At 31.6% G+C, this 19724-nt stretch carries 15 protein-coding genes; 11 read left to right on the top strand and 4 right to left on the bottom strand.

Annotated features, from left to right (window positions below; genetic code table 11):
• Positions 1 to 13: 13 nt before the first annotated feature.
• Positions 14 to 1339 (top strand): MFS transporter, encoded by a 1326-nt coding sequence (locus tag NCC77_RS14690; protein ID WP_250836242.1) that lies wholly within the window; start codon positions 14 to 16, stop codon positions 1337 to 1339.
• Positions 1340 to 1429: 90 nt separating this feature from the next.
• On the opposite strand, the gene NCC77_RS14685 is transcribed toward NCC77_RS14690, so the two are convergent.
• From NCC77_RS14685 to NCC77_RS14670, 4 genes are read right to left on the bottom strand one after another with little or no spacing between them, the layout of a single operon-like run.
• Entirely contained in the window at positions 1430 to 2152 is a 723-nt protein-coding gene (locus NCC77_RS14685) for a head GIN domain-containing protein (RefSeq protein ID WP_250836241.1), read from the bottom strand.
• A 19-nt stretch (positions 2153 to 2171) separates the two neighbouring features.
• A complete protein-coding gene (locus tag NCC77_RS14680) occupies positions 2172 to 3230 on the bottom strand; it encodes a hypothetical protein (RefSeq protein ID WP_250836240.1) in 1059 nt (352 codons plus the stop codon).
• Positions 3214 to 3747, bottom strand: coding sequence for an anti-sigma factor (locus tag NCC77_RS14675; RefSeq protein WP_250836239.1), 534 nt, complete (start codon positions 3745 to 3747; stop codon positions 3214 to 3216). The genes NCC77_RS14680 and NCC77_RS14675 overlap by 17 nt, the downstream gene beginning before the upstream one ends.
• A gap of 14 nt (positions 3748 to 3761) precedes the next feature.
• Entirely contained in the window at positions 3762 to 4316 is a 555-nt protein-coding gene (locus NCC77_RS14670) for an RNA polymerase sigma factor (RefSeq protein WP_250836238.1), read from the bottom strand.
• A 165-nt stretch (positions 4317 to 4481) separates the two neighbouring features.
• On the opposite strand from NCC77_RS14670, the gene NCC77_RS14665 reads away from it, so the two are divergent.
• The 10 genes from NCC77_RS14665 (at position 4482) to NCC77_RS14620 (ending at position 19302) form a co-directional block, all read left to right on the top strand.
• Positions 4482 to 5168, top strand: coding sequence for a hypothetical protein (locus NCC77_RS14665; protein WP_250836237.1), 687 nt, complete (start codon positions 4482 to 4484; stop codon positions 5166 to 5168).
• Between the two features lie 257 nt (positions 5169 to 5425).
• Complete coding sequence (gene lon, locus NCC77_RS14660; protein ID WP_250836236.1) at positions 5426 to 7879, top strand: endopeptidase La; 2454 nt, start codon at positions 5426 to 5428, stop codon at positions 7877 to 7879.
• Positions 7880 to 8021: 142 nt separating this feature from the next.
• Positions 8022 to 9041 carry a type IX secretion system protein PorQ gene (gene porQ / locus NCC77_RS14655; protein WP_250836235.1) on the top strand — a complete coding sequence of 340 codons (1020 nt, stop codon included), beginning with the start codon at positions 8022 to 8024 and terminating at the stop codon, positions 9039 to 9041.
• Between the two features lie 113 nt (positions 9042 to 9154).
• The gene (locus NCC77_RS14650; protein ID WP_250836234.1) at positions 9155 to 9760 is read left to right on the top strand and encodes a murein L,D-transpeptidase catalytic domain-containing protein; all 606 of its coding nucleotides are present in this window, start codon (positions 9155 to 9157) and stop codon (positions 9758 to 9760) included.
• A 43-nt stretch (positions 9761 to 9803) separates the two neighbouring features.
• Positions 9804 to 10496, top strand: coding sequence for a (d)CMP kinase (gene cmk / locus NCC77_RS14645; protein ID WP_250836233.1), 693 nt, complete (start codon positions 9804 to 9806; stop codon positions 10494 to 10496).
• 69 nt (positions 10497 to 10565) lie between these two features.
• Entirely contained in the window at positions 10566 to 11942 is a 1377-nt protein-coding gene (locus NCC77_RS14640; RefSeq protein ID WP_250836232.1) for a nucleoside permease, read from the top strand.
• Between the two features lie 66 nt (positions 11943 to 12008).
• Positions 12009 to 12362: a hypothetical protein gene (locus NCC77_RS14635; RefSeq protein WP_250836231.1), complete on the top strand. Its 354-nt coding sequence runs from the start codon at positions 12009 to 12011 to the stop codon at positions 12360 to 12362.
• 3 nt (positions 12363 to 12365) lie between these two features.
• Positions 12366 to 12860 carry a hypothetical protein gene (locus NCC77_RS14630; protein WP_250836230.1) on the top strand — a complete coding sequence of 165 codons (495 nt, stop codon included), beginning with the start codon at positions 12366 to 12368 and terminating at the stop codon, positions 12858 to 12860.
• Positions 12861 to 13241: 381 nt separating this feature from the next.
• Positions 13242 to 15020, top strand: a complete 1779-nt coding sequence (gene rpsA / locus NCC77_RS14625) for a 30S ribosomal protein S1 (protein ID WP_250836229.1) — start codon at positions 13242 to 13244, stop codon at positions 15018 to 15020.
• A 127-nt stretch (positions 15021 to 15147) separates the two neighbouring features.
• Entirely contained in the window at positions 15148 to 19302 is a 4155-nt protein-coding gene (locus tag NCC77_RS14620; RefSeq protein ID WP_250836228.1) for a DUF7619 domain-containing protein, read from the top strand.
• Positions 19303 to 19724: the final 422 nt, after the last annotated feature.

Genomic DNA, 19724 nt, shown 5'->3' with positions numbered 1-19724 from the left:
CAAAATCATTTCTATGAAAAACCTACAAAAAGGAGATAAGAAGCTTTTAAATGCTTGGGCGTTTTATGACTGGGCAAATTCAGTCTATACCTTGACCATTGCATCTGCCGTTTTTCCAATTTTCTACGAAGCATTATTCAGCGACAGAGATCATTATATTGATGTTTTCGGAATGCATCTTAAAAACTCAGCATTAATTAGTTTTATTACGGCTTTTGCTTTTATGGTGGTTTCGTTTATTTCACCATTATTATCTGGAATTGCTGATTACGTAGGAAACAAGAAATCATTCATGAAGTTTTTTTGTTACGTAGGAGCTTTGTCTTGTATGGGTTTATACTGGTTTGATTTGGATAATATTTATGTCGGATTATTATTTTATTTCCTTGGATTGCTTGGCTATTGGGGAAGTTTAGTTTTCTACAATTCCTATCTTCCAGATATTGCATTTGAAGAACAGCAAGACAGAATTAGTGCCAAAGGATATTCGTTAGGATATATTGGAAGTGTTATTTTATTAATCATCAATTTAGCGATGATTATGAAACCTAAAGTTTTTGGAATTTCAGGAACTGATGGCGAAGCGGCAATGAAGGCAATGCGTTATTCTTTTATAATGGTAGGAGTATGGTGGATTTTGTTTAGCCAATATACTTACTATTATTTACCAAAAGGAAGTAAAGAATCGGGTCAGAAACTAACCAGATCTGTAGTATTTAATGGTTTTAAAGAATTAAAAAAGGTTTGGACGTTATTACAAGAGAATATTCCTTTGAAACGATATTTAGGAGGTTTCTTCGTTTCTAGTATGGCTGTACAAACGGTAATGCTTGTAGCAACCTATTTTGGTGCGCAAGAAATTCAGTGGGAAACCAAAGAGCAAAGTACAATAGGTTTAATTGTTTGTATTTTAATCATTCAATTGGTAGCTGTTGTTGGAGCTGTTTTAACCTCTAGAGCTTCAGAGAAATTTGGAAACGTGCCCACTTTAATATTTATCAACGCAATTTGGGCAGTATTTTGTGCGCTTGCCTATTTTATTACTTTGCCAACACATTTTTATGTAATGGCAACAGTTGCGGGATTTGTAATGGGCGGAATTCAAGCATTATCTCGTTCAACCTATTCAAAATTATTGCCTGATACACAAGATACAGCCTCATTTTTTAGTTTCTATGATGTTGCAGAAAAAATCGGAATTGTAATTGGAATGTGTGTTTACGGAATTATCGATCAAATTACCGGAAGCCCTCGTGCTGCAATTGTAATTTTGGCAATATTCTTTATTACATCCATATTTCTATTGAGAAGAGTGCATAAAAAAGACGTTTCAAATTAATTGAAACGTCTTTATAACACAATATCGCAAATTGCAATTAATTATTGATTGATGATAGTTTTGTAATTTGCGATATTTTTATTTAAATAATTAACCTTTGTAAATTTTTCCAGAACCCGAAACTTTTACATCTCTTTTCTCTGGATTTCCTAGATACTTAATATTTCCAGAACCAGAAACTCTTCCAGTAATACTACTTTCACAAGTTACGACGCTATTTCCAGAACCTGAAACGGTAACATCTACAGTTTGCGATTTTAAATTGGAAGCATTAACGTTTCCTGATCCCGATATTTTGCTTGTAAAAGAATCTGCTTTCCCTTTTAAAACAATATCGCCAGAACCGCTTAGCGCCAAATCAAAATTTCTAAAATCAACATCTAAATTAAAATTTCCTGATCCAGAAAGTTTTGCAGAAAAACTATCGCTATTGATTTTGTTTTTGCTTTTAACATCTCCAGATCCAGACAATGTCACTGCTGATATTTTTTCGAAAGGAACTGTTACTTGTATCTTTTTGCCCATACTGGTACGAAGTTGTACTCCTCTCTCAACATAAACTTTCAATTCATTTCCTTCAACTTCCACTTTAATTTTAGACAATAAATTTTCTTCTCCTTTAAGAATAATTTTTCCTTCTTTTCCTGATACTAAATCTACATCAAAAAATCCTGAGATTCTTATGCCATCATAGTCTCCAGTTGTTCTTGTTTCGGTAGTGACAGTACCGTTTCCGCTTATTTTTGTTTGTGCGTTAGAATTTATTGCCATAAAAAATAGGCTTAATGCTGTAAGTAAAATTGACTTTTTCATTGTTTTGATTTTTAGATGATTAATTTTTTGTTAGGGAAATATTTCCGTAGTTCGAATTGATATTGATTTTATTTTGACCTTTTTTCTTGTAATAGCCAGCAATTCGTTTGCTGTTGCTTTTAACCTCAGAGACAGAAATCTCTAAAGAATTATCATGTTTAATGTTTGAATATCTTGCAGAAATATCAAAATCGAATGCATAATTGGGTACGTAACCAATTGAAATATCTGTATATCCTGAGTTTATGTTAATGTTTCCTGCTTTTTCAGTTACAGTCCCTATACTGATTTTACTGTAATTGGTATCGTAGCTAAAGTTACTGGAAATTTCGCCAATAATGAAAGTTAAGTAATTTCCAGATCCGCTTAAAGAATTGATTTTTTGAAATTTAAGAGTTCCATAGTTGCAATCTGCTTTAATGTTCTGGCCATCATTAAGATTAACATCTGTATAATTTGCGCTTAGATTCAAGTTTCCAGAATCATTAATTTTAAGATTCGAATATCGAGCATCAATATTTCCTGTTTTTATGTACTCTATGCTTGAATTTTGGCAGTATTGAATTGAGATTTGATTACTAGATCCGTTTAGTTTTCCTAAAGTAACTTTTCCATATTTGCAGTCAATATCAGTAGAAGCTTCAGCATTTGGAACCGAAATATTACCGTATTTATTAACCAATTTAATTGATCCGCTTTTAGGAATTTTAATTACATAATTGATCTCAAAACTGTTATTGCTTCCCTTGCTTTTAAGATTAGAACTTCCTAGTTTGGTTACTGCAGAAACTAAACTTTTAAGTGCCGTGATATCAACATCAATACTATTTAATCGTTCGTTTACCCAATTTTCATTTGGGCCATTTACTTTTATAGTAATATCAAGATCAATTTTATCTTCATCCCAAGTGGTTACAGTGATGCTTCCATATTTGTTGTCAACATCGATTCCGGCATTAGAATTAACGATGTAGGTCTTTTTAATGTTTTTTTGTTTGGTAACAAAAGCATCATCATTTGAAAAACCTAAGAAAGGTATCAAAAGAAATAAGATTAGTAAGTTATAGTGTTTTTTCATTAGAGTTGTTTTTTAATTTTTCGTTGTCTTCAATTCTTTTCAAAACGGTTTGTAAAAAAGAAATACGCGTTTGAAGATTGCTAATCATTGCATAAATAATTTGTTTGTTCTCACCATTTTTTTGCAGTTCGTTTATGATTTTCTGATAATCAGCGTCAAAAGTTTTCATCTGATTCATAGCATCAGTAATAATCTGCTGATTTTCTGGTGAGTTTTTCTCTTTTAGCTTAACCAGTTCATTATCGATTAGAATATTGAAAATAGAGTCTGTACGTTTAGTTTCTTTAGAAGCAAATTTGAATTCTTTTGTTTTTTCATTTTTATAAAAAAGAGAAATTCCAAGCATTAATACAATCGAAGCGGCAATAGCAGTTGCGAACCAGTATTTTCTCTTAGGCTCTTTTTTGTTTAATTTTTGTAGAAAATCTACCTGATGATCAGAATTTAATTCCTGAATATCCCATTGGTTTTCAAATCTTTTAAATAAGTCGTCTAAATTGTCTTTTTCATTTTTCATAATTCCAATTCATTTTATATTTCTTCCAATTTTTTTCTCAAACTATCTTTGGCTCTACTCAAGGTTGTTCTGCAATTTGCATAGGTAATGTTTAAAATCTCGCAGATTTCTTCTTGGTCGTAACCTTCAATGTAAAAAAGAGTAAGCACCATTCTGTAATTATCTTTCAGTTGCAAAATGGTATCTAAAACCTGTTTTAGTTTTAGAGCGTTTAAGTCAATATTTTCAGAAAGAATTCCGTCGTTTTCTTCGATTTTATAAAGCTGTTTACTTAAATCTTCTACTTGGAAAGAGTTATTTTTCTTGTAAAAATCGATGCTATAATTGATGATTATTTTTTTTAACCATGCGCCAAAAGCCACTTCTTGTTTATAGTCATTGATTTTTGTAAAAGCTTTTAAGAAACCTTCCTGCATGACGTCTTGTGCAAAATGTTCGTCTTTTACAATACGAAAAGCCACGTTATACATCGCTTTACAATAGCGATTGTATATTTCAAACTGCGCTTTCTGATTATTGTTTTTACAGAGCGCAATTAGTTCTTCGATATTTTGGTTGTTTATATTCAAGTAGTGGCTTTTGGTTTTTAATATAGACTTGGCTTTTTTTTGTTTGTTACAGTTTTGATAAAAAAAAATAAAAAATATTTTTTGATTTTACGTAATGCCGTAAGGTATAATACATTCATTGCTATAATTTCACATAAAATTTAACTACCAAAAACAAATTCAATAATGAGAAAACTAAACAAATGCTTTGTAATTCTGTTTGTTATGACAGGATTTATGTTAACATCATGTAGCAATGACGATTCTGGCGAAAGTGCTGGAGAATCAACAGGTGATTATTGGCCTTCTAAAGTGGGCAATCAATGGGTTTTTAGCCAAGCTGGCGCTGAAAGCACAGTAAAAATTCAAAGTTCATCTAATAAAGATGGCAATACGTATTATAAATTTAACCAATTATTTGGTGCTACTGATGAAATTTCTGGTACAGCAGGTGCTTCACTTAAAAAAGTAAAAGGAGATTATTACATCGTTATTGATGAAGTAAATTACAGTTCTGAAGGAATAACGGGGAAATCAACTGGTTATGAATTTATTCTTTTTAAGGATTATTTGGATGTAAATCAAACATGGAAAGGATCTTATTCTCTAGAAACAAGCTTTAATATACCAAGTTTTCCATCTTTGAAAATGAATGCAAACTACACAGGTACTATTTTAGAAAAAGGTATAAGCTTAAAAGTTAAAGAAGTAACCTATAGTAATGTAATCAAATTTAAACTCCATATTGAAGCAAGCGCTCAGGGACAAAGTTCTTCATCAGATACATTTTATTGGATCGCTAAGGATGTTGGAATTGTAAAATTAGAATCGTCTGGCACTACTTCAGAACTCGTTTCTTACTCTTTGAAGTAATGAATAAATAAAATGCTTGAAACCCGAAAATCTTTTTTCGGGTTTTTTGTTTTCTAAACTTTAAAATGGATTGTATTTTAAAATTGACTAATTAGAATTATTTAAGCTTTAAGTTTGTTTTGGCATAATGATTGTCTATTTTTATGCCCTATCTTGTAATTGAAAAACGAAACACGTTTTTGGTAAAACTTCAATAAGCAATACTCTATTTATAGATAGCACAGAAAATTTAATGACAAAAAGACTTATATTTTATTATGTCAAACCATAAAATACTTACTATTGACAATCTGTCACTTCAAGAATTTGACTCAGAGGCAGAATTAATTCCATTGTTGACACCAGAAGACGAGGAGGAAATGAATAATGAAGAACTTCCTGTTTCTCTTCCGATTTTACCTTTACGCAATACTGTTTTATTTCCTGGAGTTGTTATCCCAATTTCTGCTGGGAGAGATAAGTCTATTAAACTAATTAATGATGCTAATGCTGGCGGAAAAATAATTGGTGTAGTTTCGCAAATTAACGAAGAAGACGAAGATCCGTCAAAAGATGATATTCATAAAGTTGGAACTGTTGCACGCATTTTACGTGTGCTTAAAATGCCTGACGGAAATGTAACGGTTATTCTTCAAGGAAAAAAACGCTTCGAAATTGACGAAGTTGTTTTAGAAGAACCTTATATGACAGCAACGATCAAAGAAGTTGCTGAAGAACGACCAGATGAAAATGATACTGAATTTACTGCTATTTTAGATTCTGTAAAAGAATTGGCAATTCAGATTATTAAAGAAAGTCCAAACATTCCTTCAGAAGCTACTTTTGCGATTAAAAACATTGAAAGCCAATCGTTTTTAATCAATTTTGTTTCTTCAAACATGAATTTATCAGTAAAAGAAAAACAAGGTCTTTTATCGATAAATGGGTTAAAAGAACGCGCTTTGGAGACTTTACGTTATATGAATGTTGAACTTCAAAAATTAGAATTGAAGAACGACATTCAGTCAAAAGTTCGTTTTGATTTAGATCAGCAGCAAAGAGAATATTTCCTTCACCAGCAAATGAAAACCATTCAAGAAGAATTGGGTGGCGTTTCTCAGGAAGAGGAAATGGACGAAATGGGGCAGAAGGCTAAAACCAAAAAATGGGACGAAAAAACCCAGAAACATTTTGAGAAAGAATTGTCTAAAATGCGTCGTATGAATCCACAGTCGCCAGATTTTGGAATTCAACGTAATTATTTAGAATTGTTTTTAGAATTGCCTTGGGGTGAATATTCTAAAGATAAGTTCGATTTAAAACACGCACAGAAAATTTTAGATAAAGATCATTTTGGACTTGATGAAGTGAAGAAAAGAATGATTGAGCATTTGGCAGTTTTAAAATTGCGAAATGACATGAAATCTCCAATTATATGCTTAACAGGGCCTCCAGGAGTTGGTAAAACTTCAATCGGACGTTCTGTTGCAGAAGCATTAGGAAGAGAGTACGTTCGTATTTCGTTAGGAGGTTTACGTGATGAAGCGGAGATTCGCGGTCATAGAAAAACGTATATTGGAGCAATGCCTGGACGTATTATTCAGAGCTTGAAAAAAGCAGGTACCTCAAATCCTGTATTTATTTTAGACGAAATCGATAAATTATCAAACAGTAATAGTGGCGATCCATCTTCAGCTTTATTAGAAGTTTTAGATCCGGAGCAAAACAGTTCTTTCTATGATAATTTCCTTGAAATGGGATATGATTTGTCTAAAGTAATGTTTATTGCGACTTCAAATAATATGGGTACAATTCAGCCAGCTTTGCGCGATAGAATGGAAGTTATCAAAATGTCAGGCTATACCATTGAAGAAAAGGTTGAAATTGCCAAAAGGCATTTATTTCCAAAACAATTAGAAGCTCACGGTTTAACCGCAAAAGATCTGACTATTGGCAAAAAGCAATTAGAAAAAATCATTGAAGGTTACACTAGAGAATCGGGTGTTCGTAATTTAGAGACTAAAATTGCACAAGTAATTCGTAATGCAGCAAAATCTGTTGCAATGGAAGAGGAGTACAACAAGAAAGTTACAGATGAAGATATTGTAGCGATTTTGGGAGTTCCTAGATTAGAGCGTGATAAATACGAAAATAATGATGTTGCAGGTGTTGTAACAGGTTTAGCATGGACCAGTGTAGGAGGAGATATTTTGTTTATCGAATCTTTAATTTCTGAAGGAAAAGGATCATTGACTATTACAGGAAATCTTGGAACTGTAATGAAAGAATCTGCTACAATTGCTTTAGAATACATTAAAGCAAATGCTAAGAAATTAGGTATTAGTACAGAATTATTCCAAAAATATAACATCCACTTGCACGTTCCAGAAGGAGCAACTCCAAAAGACGGACCAAGTGCGGGTATTGCAATGCTAACTTCTTTAGTTTCGCTTTTAACTCAGAAAAAAGTAAAGAAAAATTTAGCTATGACAGGCGAAATTACGCTTCGCGGAAAAGTATTGCCAGTTGGTGGTATTAAAGAGAAAATCTTAGCGGCGAAAAGAGCAGGAATTAAAGAAATTATTCTTTGCCACGAAAACAAAAGCGATATTGATGAAATCAAAGCAGAATATTTAGAAGGCTTAAGTTTTCATTATGTAAAAGAAATGAGCGAAGTTTTAGCTTTAGCTTTAACAGATCAGAAAGTAAAAAATGCTAAAGATTTGAAATAAAAATTTTAAATCACATTATATAAAATCCAAATCCCAATTATCAAAATTGGAATTTGGATTTTTTTTATTGTAGTTTATTTTTAGTGTTATATAATTTTATATTTGCACTTGCGTTATTCCCATATAGGTGCGCCAAAAACAAATGCTTAAAAAAGTTGTTTTATTTTTTATAATCTTAATTTGTTCGTCTTCTTTCGGACAAGTTGGAGGGCGCTACACTTACCAGTTTTTAAATTTGACAACTTCGCCAAGACAGGCCGCATTAGGAGGAGATGTTATTACCATATATGATGAAGATGTTAATCAAGCTATGTCAAATCCCGCTCTTATAAACGCAGACATGGACAATCATTTGGCATTGAATTACGGAAGTTATTATGGCGAAGCCTCTTATGGTACAGCATCATACGCTTATACCTACGATAGACACGTGCAGACTATTTATGCTGGAGTTACTTATGTGAACTACGGTACATTTGAAGGTTACGATGAAAACGGCCAAGCAACTTCTAATTTTACAGGAAGTGAAGGTGCATTATCGGTTGGATACGCGTACAATGTTCCTTATACCGATTTATATATTGGAGCGAGTGCAAAATTGATAACTTCTTCTTTAGAAAGTTATAATTCGATAGGTGGTGCAGTCGATTTGGGTTTTTTATATGTAGATGAAATGAATGACCTAAATTTCGCCCTTGTATTTAGAAACATGGGGACACAGTTTACTACTTATTCCGGAATTAAAGAAAATCTTCCGTTTGAAATTGTAGCAGGTATTTCTCAAGAATTAGAACATGTTCCAATTCGCTGGCATCTTTCCTTAGAAAATTTGCAGCAATGGAATATCTCTTTTTCAAATCCAGTTCGTGGAGAAACGAATATCGATGGTTCTACAAGTCCAGAAAAAGTTTCTTTTGTAAACAATGCGCTAAGGCACGTAGCTTTTGGTGTTGAGCTTTTTCCTAAAAAAGCATTCAATTTTAGAGTAGGATATAATTTTAGAAGAGGCGAAGAATTAAGAGTAGACGAACAGCGTAACTTTTCTGGCGTTTCTTTAGGTTTTGGTTTAAAAATGAATAAACTGAAATTCAATTATTCATATTCTAGATATACGTTGGCGGCCAACACAAGCCTTTTTGGTTTAACATTGAATTTTCAATAATTGAAACTGTTCTATTTGACTTTATTTAAGAGTATCCAAAAAAAAGCAAGAACTTTTTATTGCCGAATAGCATTAGTCTTCGATATTTAAAGTTTTTTTCTGAATCTAAATCAATGAAAAAAATAATTATTGTATTCCTTTTTATTCTCGCGCTTTTTGTTGGGTACTTACTGCTATCTGATAGTAAAGAAATTGGTTTATTATCTTCTAATGATAAAAGAATTGAATTTCAAATTGCTGATATAAAAAAGCTGATCAATAAAAATCCGCAATACAATAACAAAATAGCCTTCTTTGTTGATATGAAAATTCCTTCGGGAAAAAATCGCTTTTTTGTTTATGATTTAAAAGCAGATAAAATTATCGATAAAGGTTTGGTTGCCCATGGTTCTGGTTCTGAAACTGGTACTAAAGGCAAGCTTCGTTTTAGCAACGTTCCCAATTCATTAAGCACTTCATTAGGGAAATATTACATTGGAAAACATTATTACGGAAAGTTTGGTAGGGCATATAAGCTTTACGGATTGGATAAAACGAATAGTAATGCTTTTAAACGAGATATTGTTTTTCATTACTATTATGATGTTCCATATGAAGAGAAAGATGGCTACATTTGCAATAGTTTTGGCTGTCCTATGGTTAATAAAAAATACTTTGACAGAATATCGCGACTAATTGATAGTTCTGAATCGAATATTTTGATGAGTATTTATTATTAAAAATCAACTGTCATTAAAAGAATAAAAATTTAAATATAAAAAATTGAAAAAAATTACCATTGCTATCGACGGATTTTCATCTACAGGTAAAAGCACTCTTGCAAAACAATTAGCAAAAGAATTGGAATATGTTTATGTAGATACTGGGGCAATGTACCGCGCGGTTGCCTATTTTGCTATGCAGCATAATTTGATTGAGGCTGATTTTTTTAAGAAAGAAGCTTTGGTTGAAGCATTATCTGATATCAAATTAGAATTTAAGTTTAATTCAGATTTAGGTTTTGCAGAAATGTATTTGAATGGTGAGAATGTGGAGAAACAAATTAGAACAATCGAAGTTTCTAATTTTGTTAGTAAAGTAGCAGCTGTTTCAGAAGTTCGTTCTAAGTTGGTAGAGCAGCAGCAGGAAATGGGAACCAATAAAGCCATTGTAATGGATGGAAGAGACATTGGAACTGTAGTTTTTCCGAATGCAGAATTAAAAATATTTATGACCGCAAGTGCAGAAACACGTGCGCAAAGACGTTTTGATGAATTACAGCAAAAAGGTGATAATGTTTCTTATGAAGAAGTTTTGAAAAATGTTGTAGATAGAGATTATATGGATACACACCGCGAAGATTCTCCTCTTGTAATTGCCGATGACGCCATAGAGATTGATAATTCTTACTTAAACAAAGAAGAACAATTTGCTGCAGTTCTAGAATTAGTGAATGATGTTGTTAAAACAGCATAATTTTTTGCAGATATTATTTTAAATGGTAGTTTTACCGCTTCATTTTTACTAAAGAACAATTTTTATCATATGGGGATTAAAAATAGATTGATTTTAATGAGCTTTCTTCAATTTTTTGTTTGGGGAGCCTGGCTTATAACAATTGGAAATTATTGGTTTGGAACAAAAAACTGGGAAGGAACTCAATTCGGACTAGTTTTCGGAACCATGGGAATCGCTTCTCTTTTTATGCCTACACTTACAGGTATTATTGCCGACAGATGGATTAATGCCGAAAAATTATACGGTGCTCTTCATATTCTTTATGCGGTAGTGCTATTCGGGATTGCACAAGTTGCTACGCCAGATACTTTTATTGTTGTTATGCTTTTAGCGATGTGCTGTTATATGCCAACAATCGCTTTAAGTAATTCAATATCTTATACTTCGCTTAAATTAAATAATAAAAACATTGTAAAAGACTTTCCGCCAATTCGTGTTTGGGGAACAATTGGTTTTATTGTAGCCATGTGGATTACGAATTTAAGTGGAAGTAAGGCGACTGAATATCAGTTTTATATTGCTGGAGTTGGTGCTTTAATTCTTGGAGTTTATGCTTTTACTTTACCAAAATGTGAGCCGCAGCGTTTGATTAAAGAAAATGCAACTTGGATTGAAACTTTTGGTTTAGAATCTTTCAAATTGTTTGCAAACTACAAAATGGCTTTGTTTTTTGTTTTTTCTATGTTTTTAGGAGGAGCATTACAATTGACAAATGCTTATGGCGATGTATTTTTAGATGAGTTCAAGCATTTTCCAAAATACGCAGATTCTTTCGTAATAAAATATTCGACTATTATAATGTCGATTTCTCAGGTTTCTGAAACCTTGTTTATTCTAGCTATTCCGTTTTTCTTGAGACGTTTCGGTATCAAACAGGTTATGTTGATTAGTATGTTGGCTTGGGTTCTTCGTTTTGGATTATTTGCTTTTGGAGATCCAATAGGAGGGTTATGGATGATTATTCTATCTTGTATCGTTTACGGAATGGCATTTGATTTCTTTAATATTTCGGGTTCTTTATTTGTGGAAAGCAATACAGATTCTAAAATTCGTTCTTCTGCGCAAGGTTTATTTATGATGATGACCAATGGAGTAGGAGCGGTTTTAGGAAGTTTAACTTCTGGATGGGCAATTGATCGTTTCTTTACAAAATCATTTGCTAATACAACAGAATTGGCTGGATTTTTACAAACGGATGCTACTAATGAGAAAATGGTGGAATTTGTAAAAGGACAAGGAAATTCAATTTCTGCAGACGGAATTTTTGCAAATCCAATTTTAATGAAAGATTGGCATACAATCTGGTTATCATTTGCAGCTTATGCTTTGGTGATCGCAATCGCTTTTGCTATTTTGTTTAAACATAAACATGATCCAAAGGAAATTGAGAATTTGAGTCATTAAAAAATGCATAAAACAAACCCGATAAATTTTTATTTGTCGGGTTTGTTGTTTAAAAAGATTGAATTTATGATTAGACAAATTTTAGCAGTAATAGCAGGTTATGCAATTTTTGTAATTACTTCTTTGCTGTTATTTCAAGTCTCGGGAGTTAAACCACATTCTAAAGCTTCAGGACTATTTATGATTTTGACTTTTGTTTATGGAGCGGTCTTTTCTTTTTTAAGTGGATTTGTTACTCAGTTTATTTTGAAAGCTAGAAATTTAAAAGTTAATTTTATACTTTTTATTATCATGGTTGCTTTTGCTATTTTCTCACTGTTTAATTCAAGTGGCAGTTCGTGCACGCAATTGTTGGCGATTTTTGTTTTTGCGCCGTTTTCGGTTTTGGGAGGAGTGTTTTGGATTAAAAAACATTATTGAAAAATGAAATGTTGTAAAATTTTGTGTGTATTTATATTGTTTGCCCTTTTAAGTTGTGAAAAGAAAATTGAGAATTTTTCACCAACAACAAAGCTAGATAGAATTCTTAAAAATGATGATTTTAGTAGAGTCTATTATGATTTTAGGATAGAAAATCCTTATTTAACTTATTTGCTGAAAGATCAAGTAAGCTTTATAAAATTTGTGAATGAAGTTGAGACTAATGATTTAGTTTTGTTGACTGAATGTGAAAAGCCAATGATTCGCTGTTTTGCTTTTAAGGCGCTAATAGAGCAAAATTATCCTAAAATTAGGGAAATGTTATTCAAACACAAGCATGATAATGAAAAGGTAGAATATTTAGCAGGCCGATGTATTAGAATGGATATATCAGTAAAGAATTATATGTTAGAACAACTTAGTCCGTTTTCAGGAAATAAATATTCTTTTAATAGAAGTGAATATAAAGAAATCCAGAAAGAGTTTTGGGAAGAATAATAGAAGTATTTTGTTCTTTTGGAGTATAATTAATGTTTTTAAACCTGTCACGTTTCGTTTCTAAAGATCTTATGAAAAACAAAAAGTTCTAACTTAGCCCCGATAGAAGTGGAAATCCTTTTGTGACGGGGTTCGGCACAAAAGATTGCAACGGATAGCGGGACTAAACGTCTTAAAAACATAAATTGTTCTGCTTCTTAAACAATTGACTGATAATCATATCGGTTTTGTTTTGTTAATTCAGAAAAATGTATTAATTTTGCAGTCCTTTTGGCAGAGAAGAGTTTCCATTAGGAATCAACCATTTATGTAAAACAACTTCTGTATTTTCTATCGCATAGAGAAACTCGAGAAAAACAGAATACAAATTTTTTTATCAGCATGTCTGAACAATTAAAATCACAAGAAGAGTTTTTAGCAAATTTTAACTGGCATAACTTCCAAGAAGGAATTGATGCAGTAGATGAAAAAAACTTACAAGAGTTTGAAGAACTAGTATCTAAAACTTTCATCGCTACAGATCAAGAAGAAGTAGTTGAAGGAGTTGTTGTTAGAATTACAGATAGAGACGTTATCGTTGATATCAATGCTAAATCTGAAGGTGTTATTTCTTTAAATGAATTCCGTTACAACCCAAACTTAAAAGTAGGTGACAAAGTAGAAGTATTAATTGACATCCGTGAGGACAAAACAGGTCAATTAGTATTATCTCACAGAAAAGCACGTACTATCAAATCTTGGGATAGAGTTATTGCAGCTAATGAAACTGGAGAAATCGTTAACGGTTTTGTTAAATGTAGAACTAAAGGAGGTATGATTGTTGACGTTTTCGGAATCGAAGCGTTCTTACCTGGATCTCAAATTGACGTTAAGCCAATTAGAGACTACGATGTATATGTAAACAAAATGATGGAATTCAAAGTGGTAAAAATCAACCACGAATTCAAAAACGTTGTTGTATCTCATAAAGCGCTTATCGAGGCTGATATTGAAGTACAGAAAAAAGAGATCATCGGTCAATTACAAAAAGGACAAGTATTAGAAGGTGTTGTTAAAAACATCACTTCTTATGGTGTGTTCATTGACTTAGGTGGTGTTGACGGATTAATTCACATTACTGACCTTTCTTGGAGTAGAATTAACCACCCAAGTGAAGTTCTTGAATTAGACCAAAAATTAAACGTTGTAATCCTTGATTTCGATGATGAGAAAACAAGAATTCAATTAGGATTGAAACAATTAAACGCTCACCCATGGGATGCTTTAGATGCTAACTTAACTGTTGGTGACAAAGTTAAAGGTAAAGTAGTTGTAATCGCTGATTACGGTGCTTTCATCGAAGTTGCTGAAGGTGTTGAAGGTTTAATCCACGTTTCTGAAATGTCATGGTCAACTCACTTACGTTCTGCTCAGGACTTCGTGAAAGTTGGAGATGTTGTTGAAGCAGTTATCTTAACTCTTGACAGAGATGATCGTAAGATGTCATTAGGTATCAAACAATTGACTCAAGATCCATGGACTGACATTACTTCTAAATACCCAGTAGGTTCTAAACATACAGGTATCGTTAGAAACTTTACAAACTTTGGTATTTTCGTAGAACTAGAAGAAGGAATTGATGGATTAATCTACATCTCTGACTTATCTTGGACTAAGAAAATCAAACACCCATCTGAGTTTGTAAACGTTGGTGAAAAACTTGATGTTGTTGTATTAGAATTAGATGTTGAAGGACGTAAATTATCTTTAGGTCACAAACAAACTACTGCTAATCCTTGGGATCAATACGAAGATTCTTTCGCTGTAGGAACTATCCACAACGGTGAGATTTCTGAAATCGTTGACAAAGGAGCTACTGTAGAATTCGGAGATGATATCGTTGCTTTCATTCCTACTCGTCACCTTGAAAAAGAAGACGGAAAGAAATTGAAAAAAGGTGATACTGCTGATTTCAAAGTAATTGAATTCAACAAAGAATTCAAAAGAGTAGTTGCTTCTCACACTGCTATCTTCAGAGAAGAAGAAGAGAAAAACGTGAAAGCTGCAACTGAAAATACTTCATCTGCATCTTCTACAAATGCACCAGCTGCAACTTTAGGAGATAACAATGATGTATTAGCTGCATTAAAAGCTAAAATGGAAAAAACTGAGAAAAAATAATTCTTAGCTTTTTTATAAATAAGAGGTCCCACAGCAATGTGGGACTTTTTTTTATGTCTTAACTTTATATTGTTTAGAAGATTTTAACAAATAAAGTTGTGTTATTCTGTTAAAAAGTTACTTTTGTATGAAAATACCACATATGAAGAAATTCTACTTTTTAATTTTATCTTTTTGCTTTTTTAATGGTTTAAATGCCCAAGTTGTAACCTTTCCAGATCTTTATTTTCGAGAATCTTTGCTCAAATCTGGTACAGATTTTTCCGTTGCAAAAGATGTTAATGGAAATTATTTAAAAGTTGATGCTAATGAAAACAATCAAATTGAAGAATCTGAGCTTCTTCCAATTGTATCCTTAAAAATTAATTCTTCTAACGTTAGAGATCTTACCGGAATTTTAAAGTTTGTCAATCTTACAGAGCTAGACGTTAACTCATGTTACTTATCTAGTTTGAACGTTTCAGAACTAAAAGATCTTAAAACACTCCGATGCGCAAACAACTCAATTACTTCTTTAAATTTAACGGGATTATCCAAAATTGAAATTTTAGAGTGCAGTAACAATTTACTTACTTCATTAGATTTGACACTTCTAACAGGATTAAAAAATCTTTCAATTGCTAAGAATAAATTAACTGTTCTCAATGTTAAATCTTTTAAAGATCTTGAAAGTTTGAGTTTAGAAAGTAATTATATTCAAAATTTAGATATTTCAAACTTAAGTAAATTAGTAAACGCAACCTTTTATGGCAATCCTTTAACTATTCTTAATACTTCAAATTGTACAAGCTTAAAGTATATAAGCCTAATGGATCACAAACTAACGAGTGCTACTATTTCAGGCTGTACTAGTTTAGAGGAATTGGCTGTGGCTAATAGCCAGATTACGAATCTGAATGCTGAAAATTGTATTAAATTAAGCAAATTGTCAGGGATGGAGGTTGGTGGATATGCTCTTACTTTAAACCTTAAGAATTGTAAAAGCCTAACAGATATTAAGATGGCAAATTTTGGAGCTGTTGAGATGGATTTGTCGTATTGTTCTGCTCTTACAAGCCTAGTTTACGGTAGAACTAGTTTGGAAAAGCTTAATTTGCTAGATTGTTCAAATTTGAAAATATTGACAGTTAGTAATAATCTTTTAAAAGAATTGGATTTAACTAATTGTATTAATCTTGAAAAAGTAGCTGTTGGAAATAATCGCTTAAGCACTTTATCTTTTTCAGGGAAAAAGATTCAGGAGCTTAGCTGTAATGCAAATTTATTGACTAGCCTAAATCTATCTGGGTTTAGTGACCTTGTAAGTTTGCAATGTAGCGGTAATAAACTCGCAACTATTAATACTACAGGAGTTACCAGTTTAAAAAAGTTAAACTGTTCTAATAATCTTTTAACCGATATTGCTATAAAGCAAGCTGTCAATCTCGAAGAATTTGACTGTACAAATAATAAACTTGCCAGTTTAGATGTGAGTAATTTAAGTAAACTTAAAATATTTGAATTTGGCGTGGGTAATTCAGTTTTAAAGAGTCTAAATGCTTCTGGCTGTGTATTATTGGAAAATCTATCCATTAGCAATCCTTTAGAGCTAATTAATTTAAGTGACTGTACAGGACTAAAATACTTTTATTTAACAAACGTTACGTACACTCCTTACGGTAATGTAAATTTGAATTTGGGAAACTGCTCTAATTTATTGACCTGTGAAGTTAAATCAAGAATAATAGATAATATAGACGTTACAAATTGCAGTAAGCTAAATTCATTTAAGGTAACTTCTGCAAGTATTGATAAAATGGTTTTTAATAATAATCCAGTATTAAGCTCTGTTTTCTTTGAGTATGTAACTTTTTTAAATGTACTCGATTTAAGAATTCTTCCCGCTTTAACCGATCTGTATTTAGGAACCAGTACTGTATCGCATGTTGATGTATCAAATTCTTCAAACCTTACCACTTTTACGGGACTGAATACTATTCCGTTAGAAAGTGTTAATGCATCTGGATGTAAGAAATTAAACGCTTACACGATAAGAACAAAAAAATTAGATTTGAGCGGATGCATAGATATAAGAGGAGTGTATTATGATAATAATTCTAGTTTGGAAACTTTAGATGTAACAGGATGCAGCAAGATAGAAGAGATTTATGTTGCTTATAATGGTTTTCATTCTCTTAAATATGCAGATTGTCCAAAGCTGGCTAAACTATCGTTAATCTCTACAGCTTTAACAAACTTAGATATTTCAAATTACCCAAACCTCAAGGAGGTAATTGTCGGACGATCCAATAGTTTGACAGAGGTTACTTTTTCTAGTTTGCCATTGCTAAAGAGAATTGAGCTGTTTAACAATTCAGTTAGTTCTTTAGATCTTAAAAATATAAAAAGTTTAGAATTTTTAGATTGTAGTGAAAACAAACTTACAAATCTAGATATTCAAGGACTAGCCAATTTGATTGAACTTCGATGTACTAAAAATAAATTAACGAGTTTACATGCTTCAGATTTTAGAAAATTAGAAAAGCTTGATTTTTCATATAATGAAATTAAGAATATCAATGTTACCAATCTAAATAATCTGATACAGCTTAATTGTTCTGATAACTTATTGGATGAGTTGGATGTTTCTGGAAGTCCTAATATTAATTATTTAACGTGTTTAAGAAACAAATTTACCATACTAGATTTAAATAATTTGACAAAGCTTTCAAGTTTTAATTGTGTTCAAAATGAACAGTTAACTTCTTTGTTTTTGAGCAATTTAAATAAAGATGTCTATATAAGTTTTTATATAAGTAGCAATCCTAATTTAAAATACATTTGTGTTGATGAGAGCAGGGTTAAAACTTTTCAGAATGAGGTATATCGTTTAGGGTATTTTAACTGCCACGTAAATTCATATTGCAGTTTTACTCCAAATGGCACTTACGCTTTTATGAAAGGAAATACCCGTTTAGATGCTAATAATAATGGTTGCGAAATTTCTGATCTGAATGTTCCAAATCTTAAATTTCAAATTAAAAGCAGTTCAACTGAAGGAGCTGTAATATCTGATGATACCGGGTTTTACACTTTCCCAATTCAAGAGGGTAATTTTGAGGTTGTACCAAAATTAGAATGTGCTGATTATTTTACAATTTCTCCTTCAAGTTTAAATGTCAAAATTGATTCTCAAACAACACCTATATTACAAGATTTTTGTTTGGTGCCTAATGGGATTCGTAAAGATTTAGAAATAGTTCTAATTCCTTTAGAAGAAGCAAGACCAGGATTTGATACGAAGTACAAAGTTGTTTATAAAAATAAAGGGAATGTCGCGCAGTCTGGATCGATCGATTTAGCTTTTAATGACGGCGTTTTGGATTTAATTCAGTCAACGCCCGCAACTTCAACTCAGGTAAACAATAAACTAACATGGAATTTTAATAACTTAAAACCATTTGAAAGCAAAGAAATAGTTTTCACTTTCAATGTAAATTCTCCAACCGAAATACCTGCGATCAATAATGGAGATACCTTAAGTTTTACGGGTACAATAAAGTCAGATGGAGTAGATGAGTTACCATTGGACAATGCATTCACCTTAAGCCAGGTTGTTGTAGGTTCTTATGATCCAAATGACAAAACTTGTTTAGAGGGCTCTGTAATTACACCAAGTTTAATAGGAGAATATGTTCATTACATGATTCGTTTTGAAAATACTGGAACATATCCGGCACAAAATATTGTGGTTAAAGATATGATAGATTTGAATAAATTTGATATTTCAACCTTAATACCAACGAGTTCAAGCCATTCTTTTGTAACTAAAATTTCGGAAGGAAATAAAGTTGAATTTATTTTTGAAAATATTAATCTTCCTTTTGATGATACTAATAACGATGGATATATTGCTTTTAAAATAAAAACAAAACCTACATTAAAAGTTGGGGATTCGTTTACTAATGATGCAAATATTTATTTTGATTATAATTTCCCAATTCTGACCAATAAAGCGACGTCAACATTTAAAACTAGTACTCTTTCAACTCAAGATTTTAATTTTTCGAGATACTTAATTTTATATCCAAATCCATCAGATCAAATTTTAAATATTGCTCAAAATGACAATATAGCGATACAATCTTTTGAGATTTATGATATTTTAGGGCAATTAATAATAGCCATTCCAAACGCAAAAACAACTTCAAATATTGATATTTCTAAGCTAAAAACGGGTAACTATTTTATAAGAGTAAAATCAGATAAAGGAAGTTCAAGTATGAAATTCATTAAGATTTAAATAGAAAGTCCCACAGCAATGTGGGACTTTTTTTTCTGCTTTTTTTCTTCCATATTATTGAACCTCACTTTTAACAATCGCAAGAGTTGTATTAATTTCTAATGAGTAGAGCTATTGTAATATCTTTTGCCTTATATAAAGTTTACCAAGATTTAGACTTGTTTTTATAATTAATACCTTCTCCTTAACTTCAAAGCTTTTTATATACATTAGATACTAAAATTAAAATTAAAAAATACTTTAGATATATTTCACTCAATAAATCTTTAATTTATTGTAAAATACTGTTTTTTAACACGTTAGTAGGTGTATAGAAATGTCTTAAAGTATTAAAATAAAAACTTTTAGGGGGACAACAAAATTCAGTTTAGAAGGAAATTTGCAATGTAAAAAATCCAACAAAAAATATTAATCAATTCATA

This window comes from Flavobacterium tyrosinilyticum, from assembly GCF_023656565.1.
Lineage (GTDB): Bacteria > Bacteroidota > Bacteroidia > Flavobacteriales > Flavobacteriaceae > Flavobacterium > Flavobacterium tyrosinilyticum.
This window is presented reverse-complemented; position numbering and strand designations above follow the sequence as displayed.